Genomic DNA, 6,280 nt, shown 5'->3' on the forward strand with positions numbered 1-6,280 from the left:
CCACAGGCCGATGACCCACGCCGCCGCCAGCCATAACATGCCCGTCACGCCACTCGCCCCTTTCCCTTGTCCGGCGGCGTCAGTAACAGAACAGCTATGTGGCTTCTCTACCAGTTCCCCCTGTGTCCCTTTTCACGCAAGGTCCGCCTGCTGCTGGCCGAAAAGGGCGTTGGTTATGAACCGGTGCGCGAATCGCCATGGCTGCGCCGGGACGAGTTTCTCGACATGAACCCGGCGGGCGAAACCCCCGTGATGGTGCATAGCGAGCGCGGCGGGCGGCCGATGATCGATTCGATCGCGATCTGCGAGTTTTTCGAGGAAACGGTCGAGAAGTCGGCGATGCTGAACGGCACGGCGGCCGACCGTGCCGAAATCCGGCGCCTGGTGACGTGGTTCGACGTGCATTTCTATCGCGACATCACGAAGCCGCTGTTGAGCGAGCGGATGGAGAAACGCCTTGTCCTGCGCGCCGCGCCCGATGCCGGACGGCTGCGCGAAGCGATGAAGGCGGCGGTCGCGCATCTCGATTATATCGATTACCTGCTCGATCATCGTCAGTGGCTGGCCGGGCCGACGATCAGCCTCGCCGACCTGGCCGCCGCGGCGCAGATCTCGGTCGCCGATTATCTGGGGGGTATCGACTGGAAGAGCCACGAACAGACCAAGCGCTGGTATGTCGGCATGAAAAGCCGCCCCAGCTTTCGCCCGCTGCTGGCCGAGCGCATGGAAGTGATCGCGCCACACGCCGATTACGAAAAGCTGGACCTCTGACATGCTCGAACATGTGCCGTCCTGGCTTGGCAAGGCGCTGAAGGGCCTGCGCGCGGGTGAGGAGAAGCTGGCGATTGTCCAGCCGGGACTGGGCACGTTCGCGTCACTGCATCTGGCCAGCCCGGCCTTTGCCAATGGTGCGCGCCTGCCCGAACGCTTCACCGCCGATGGTGCGGGCGTGTCGCCGCCCCTGTTCTGGACCGGCGTGCCGGCAGAGGCGGTGCGAATGGCGCTGCTGGTCGAGGATGCCGATGCACCCACGCCGTCGCCGCTGGTCCATGCCGTCATCTGGGATCTGCCACCCGGCGACGGCGAGTTGAAGGAGGGCGCGATTGTCGCCGATCGTCGCAGCGACGGCGATGGTGGCGATGTCGGTCGCAACAGCTATTTCGTCGAAGGTTGGCTGCCGCCCGACCCGCCAAAGGGGCACGGCGTCCACCATTATGCCTTTCAACTGTTCGCGCTGGCCGATGGTCCCGACCTCAAGCGCAATCCGGGACGTTCGGCGATGCTGAAGGCAATGAACGGGCGCGTGCTGGCGGCGGGGGTGCTGACGGGCACCTATTCGCGCGGAGAGGAAAAGCCTGTGGGTCCCGCCGCGACCGGCGCCCGCGTGCCGGCGGCGGGCTGAACGGCGGCGCTCTCGCAACCGTCACATCGACGTGCCAATGGAACCGCCTATGCGCCTCTGCCTCTTTCTGCCCGCCCTGGCTGCCGCCGCGCCGGCCGCTGCCCAGATTGCTCCCGTGCCGCAACAGCCGCCATCGGCGCGCGCCGCGAGCGACAGCGGCGTCACGGTGTTCTTTCCCAATGAGAGCGACCGCCCCGCCGATCCGCGCGCGCCCGACCGGCTGGAAGTGACCGCCGCCGATGGCACGCGCCTGTCGCTGGAGCGGGAGGGGCCAGACTTGTTGCCGGTGCCTCCCGGCAGCTTTGGCAAGGCCCGTTACCGCGTCGCGCCCGTGGCGGTGGCCAGTGCCGCGCAGCCGGTGCCCGATACGCCCGAGAGCGAGGCGGCCGAAGCGGTCGCGGCTTCGCGCGAACAGGAAGTGCTGGGATCGGGCGGCACCGCGTCGGCGATAGCCCGGCGCTTTTCGCCCTATCGACCCACTTATGGCGTGTTCGGGCAGGATGATGCCGGCGCCAAGCTGCAATTGAGTTTCGCGTTTCAGCCGTTCGAGACCAATGGCGCGCTGAACGGGCTGCGCTTTGCGTGGACGCAGACGATGTTCTGGCGGGTCGACCTGCCGTCCGGGCCGTTCACATCGACCAACTATAATCCCGAGGTCTTCTACGAAGTGCCGCTGTCGCAGGACGCGGTGACGGCGGTCGGATATTCGCACGACTCCAACGGGCGGGGGGAGGTCGGTTCGATCGACGTGAACCGCATCTATGCGCGCGCGACCCGGCGTTTCGACCTGGGCGACCGTTGGTATGCGGAGGTCACGCCGCAGCTGTGGTTCTATGTCGGCGCACAAGGGGTGGCCGACGATATCGAGGATTATATGGGCTATGGTCAGATCAGCGCGGCGATCGGCCAGACCGATGGCCTGAAACTGCAAGTCGTCGCGCGCGGCAATCCCGGCACCGGGCGCGGTGCGGCGGAGTTGTTCGCATCCTATCCGCTGGCGCGCCTTGGACTGGGACTGGGCATTCACGGCTTCGGGCAGGTCTATACCGGCTATGGAGAGGCGCTGGACCGCTATGATCGCCGCGACACCCATGCGCGGATCGGCATAGCCCTAAGCCGGTAATCGACAGACGCGCATTCGGCGGTTAGCGTCGGCATTGCTGGAGGGATTCGTCATGCGTGTTGTTCGTTTGGTGTTGGCCGTCGCGGCTGCCGTCGCCGCATTGCCCGCGGGCGCGGCGCTGGCGCCGGGGATCGCCGCGCCGGATTTCCGGACGCAGGGCGCTCTGGCCGGAAAGCCGTTTCGCCTGCACCTGGCCGAGCAGCTTCGCAGCGGCCCGGTCGTGCTGTATTTCTTCCCCGCCGCCTTTACATCCGGGTGCAATGCCGAAGCCAAGGCCTTTGCCGAGGCGACGCCGCAGTTTCGCGCCGCCGGTGCGCGCGTGATCGGCATGTCCGCCGATACACTGCCGCAGTTGCAAAAGTTTTCGAAAGAGCATTGCGCCGGACGCTTCCCCGTCGCGGTCGCCAGTGCCGATGTCATGCGGCAATATGACGTGCTGCTGAGCCGTCCGGGCGTGACCCGGACGATGAGCGACCGCACCAGCTATGTGATTGGTCGCGACGGCAAGGTCGTTTTCGCGCACAGCGACATGAACCCGGCCGGCCATGTCCGCTCCACGCTGGCGGCGGTGCAGGCGCTGGCGCGCGACTAATCCCTTAATTCCGTCGATTTTGCCGCTGTCACTGACGGCTTGTTAGGCAATTTATTCTACGGCCTGTGCTCGCGGGTCGAATGGCTTGGTTCGCATGGGGGAGTCGTTTTGAAGAGGATGCCGCCGCTCCAGCATTCTGCGGGCGCCGCTCCGGCGCGAAATGGACCGGCGTTGTTCCAGCGTATCGGCGAGTTTCTCGCGACCCAGCGCATCGATCCCACGCCGGCCAATTACGCCATCGCCTATGCCGTGGTCAGCAACGCGCAGAGCGAACTCGCGATCGAGGTTGCGGCGCGAACCGATGGCGGTGTGCGGCTGACCCAGCGCGATTTTGACGAACTGGGCGTTCAGATCCAGCGCGGCCAGATCGCGGGTGCTGTCGATGGGGGTGTCGGCGCCGACGTGCTGGCCGCCCGCGCTCAGGCGCAGATGGACGGTTTCACCGATGTGGTGGTGCGGATGCACACCCAGGCCCGCGATTTCGGACGCGACCTGATCGCCAGTGCCGACGCGATCGAGCGTTCGCGGATGGCGCAGGGCAGCTCGCCGCCCTTTATCGAGGATGTGTCGCGCATCACCGGCGCGATGATCGCCCGCGTGCGCGAGGCCGAACGCCGGCTGGAAGACGCCCATCGCGAGGCCGAGGAACTGCGCCGCGCGCTGGAAACGGCGCGCGGCGATGCGCTCAGCGACCCGCTGACCGGCCTGCCCAACCGGCGGGCGCTGGAGGAAGCTTACGGCGAACGCATCAGCGCCGGGCGGACGCCGTGCGTCGCGATTTGCGATGTTGACCATTTCAAGGACGTCAACGACCGTTTCGGTCATGTCGTCGGCGACCGTGTGCTGTGCGCGATCGCCGGCGCGCTGTCCGAGGCATGTGGCGACCATTTCGTGGCACGACACGGCGGTGAGGAGTTCGCGATCCTGTTCGATGGCCCTGTTGATGACGCGGTTGCCGTGATCGATCAGGCGCGCCGCAGCATCGGCCGCAAACGGTTCCGCCTGCGCGAAAGCGATGTGCTGGTCGGCACGGTCACATTTTCCGCCGGAGTCAGCCTGGCCGGATCGGCTGAGCCGCTGGCCAAGGTGTTCGAGCGCGCTGACGCGCTGCTTTATGCCGCCAAGGCATCCGGTCGCGACTGTATTTTCGCGGATGGCGACGTTTCCATTTGATTGGCGAAATACGCTAGGTCCGATTGGCGTGATTTGCTGAACCGCACGCCTGCCACCGTAAAAACGGCCTGTTCCCGCGTTTGGCACGCGCCGTGCAAAGTCCGGTGTATCGTTCGCCGGATGGTCCGGCGGTTCGACAAAAGGGAATGATCGACATGCCTCGTTATGCTTCGCTTCAGAATGCCGCCGTATCTGCGGTGGGCGCGCTGTTTTTTACCGCGATCCTGGTCCTGGCTTCCGCGCCCGCCGTCACGCTTGCATGAACGCCCGGTTCAGGGCCGCGAGCGGTTTCGGAATCGGCGGCGCGGCATTTCTCGTAACCGCCATGCTGATCTATGTGCTTTCACCGATGACAGGGGCGGTCGGCTGATCGGCCCTGTCAGCCGGCTGCGTCAGTCGGGCTTGCCGACCGGCGCGATCGACAGGCGCCGGAGTTCGATTGCCGGACAACGATCCATCACCACTTTCAATCCCGCGGCTTCCGCCCGCGCGGCAGCGGCATCGTTGACGACGCCGAGTTGCATCCACACCGCGCCCGCCCCGGCGGCAATCGCCTGATCGACGGCTTCGCCCGCCGCGGCGGAATTGCGAAAGATATCGACGATATCAATCGGGTCGCCCAGCTGGCTTAGCTCACGAAACACGAATTCGCCGTTCACATGCTCGCCCGTAATCTGCGGATTGACGGGAATGACGCGGTAGCCATGCGCCTGCAACGTCTGCATCACGCCGAAACTGGGGCGATCGGGCCGGTCGGACGCGCCGACCATTGCGATGGTCCGCGCTGATTCGAGCAGTTCGCGGATATCCGCATCGGCGGTCAGCGGCATGGGTTCAGTCCTGTCGATCGATCCATTCGCCCACATGGGCGGCAATGTTATCGAACGCGGCGCGCTCGGCCACGTTCCCGGCGTCGGATGCCTGGCGGATCGCCATGGTCAGCGGCACGCGGCCAAGGAACGGGATGCCGAGCGCGGCGGCGGCGGCCTCGGCGCCACCGGTGCCGAACGGATCAGAGACTTCGCCGCAATGCGGACAGGCATAGCCCGCCATGTTCTCGACCAGGCCGATGATCGGCACGCCCGACTGTCCGAACAGGTCGATCGCGCGCCGCGCGTCGATCAGCGCCAGATCCTGTGGGGTGGAGACGATCACGACGCCCGCGGGCTTGTGCTTCTGGATCATGGTCAATTGCACGTCGCCGGTGCCGGGGGGCATGTCGACGATCAGCGTATCGACACCGGCCCAGTCGCCGTCCAGCAATTGCGTGAGCGCGTTGGTCGCCATCGGTCCGCGCCACGCCAGCGCCTTTTCGGCGGGCACCAATTGGCCCACCGACAATAGCGGGACGCCATGGGGTGAGGGGACGGGCACCAGCTTGTTATCCCGCGCTTGCGGCTTGATCCCGTCGATGCCCAGCAGGCGTGGCTGCGACGGGCCATAGATATCGGCATCGACCATGCCGACCCGGCGGCCACCGGCGCCGAGCGCGACGGCGAGGTTGGTGGAGACGGTTGATTTTCCCACCCCGCCCTTGCCGCTGGCGACGGCGATCATGCGGCGCCTGGCGCGCTGGCTGGTTTGCGCGATCCGCACCGAATCGATGCCGGGCACGGTGTTGGCGGCCGCCTCGATATCGGTGGCCAGCGCATCGCGCGCGGCGGCGGGCAGGCCGGTCACGTCGAGGATGATGCTGGCGCGCGCGCCGTCGACGCGGATCGTCGCCCGGCCGGCGGCAAGGGGGGCGAGCAGGGCTTCGAGCTGTTCCTGGGCACTCATCTGCGCGGACATAGGCGCTGATCGCGTGTCCGCCACTGTTAATCGGCGCGCGGACCCCTATAAAGATCGCATGACACGAAGGATGGGCTGGATCGCGCGCGCGGGCGTGCTCCGTAACGACAACCCGAAAGGCCCCTGGGGCAGCGGTGGAAATGGCGGCAATGGCGGTGGCGGCGATGGCGGCCCCCGCAACCCATGGGCTTTCCCGCCC

At 66.5% G+C, this 6,280-nt stretch carries 7 protein-coding genes; 5 read left to right on the forward strand and 2 right to left on the reverse strand.

Annotated features, from left to right (window positions below; all coding sequences use genetic code 11):
* Positions 1-96 precede the first annotated feature (96 nt).
* From VL973_RS11005 to VL973_RS11025, 5 genes are all read left to right on the forward strand, one after another.
* On the forward strand, positions 97-771 hold the full coding sequence (locus tag VL973_RS11005) for a glutathione S-transferase family protein (RefSeq protein WP_325284066.1): 675 nt from the start codon (positions 97-99) through the stop codon (positions 769-771).
* Between the two features lies 1 nt (position 772).
* Positions 773-1,402 carry a YbhB/YbcL family Raf kinase inhibitor-like protein gene (locus VL973_RS11010; RefSeq protein ID WP_325284067.1) on the forward strand — a complete coding sequence of 210 codons (630 nt, stop codon included), beginning with the start codon at positions 773-775 and terminating at the stop codon, positions 1,400-1,402.
* 49 nt (positions 1,403-1,451) lie between these two features.
* Entirely contained in the window at positions 1,452-2,525 is a 1,074-nt protein-coding gene (locus VL973_RS11015; protein WP_325284068.1) for a phospholipase A, read from the forward strand.
* Between the two features lie 52 nt (positions 2,526-2,577).
* A complete protein-coding gene (locus tag VL973_RS11020) occupies positions 2,578-3,117 on the forward strand; it encodes a peroxiredoxin (protein ID WP_325284069.1) in 540 nt (179 codons plus the stop codon).
* Positions 3,118-3,288: 171 nt separating this feature from the next.
* A complete protein-coding gene (locus VL973_RS11025) occupies positions 3,289-4,290 on the forward strand; it encodes a GGDEF domain-containing protein (protein ID WP_325284070.1) in 1,002 nt (333 codons plus the stop codon).
* Positions 4,291-4,682: 392 nt separating this feature from the next.
* On the opposite strand, the gene VL973_RS11030 is transcribed toward VL973_RS11025, so the two are convergent.
* Positions 4,683-5,120, reverse strand: a complete 438-nt coding sequence (locus tag VL973_RS11030; RefSeq protein WP_325284071.1) for a CoA-binding protein — start codon at positions 5,118-5,120, stop codon at positions 4,683-4,685.
* Between the two features lie 4 nt (positions 5,121-5,124).
* The gene (locus tag VL973_RS11035) at positions 5,125-6,081 is read right to left on the reverse strand and encodes an Mrp/NBP35 family ATP-binding protein (protein WP_325284072.1); all 957 of its coding nucleotides are present in this window, start codon (positions 6,079-6,081) and stop codon (positions 5,125-5,127) included.
* Between the last annotated feature and the right edge of the window lie 199 nt (positions 6,082-6,280).

This window comes from Sphingomonas sp. (assembly GCF_035490575.1).
Classification (GTDB): Bacteria; Pseudomonadota; Alphaproteobacteria; order Sphingomonadales; family Sphingomonadaceae; genus Sphingomonas.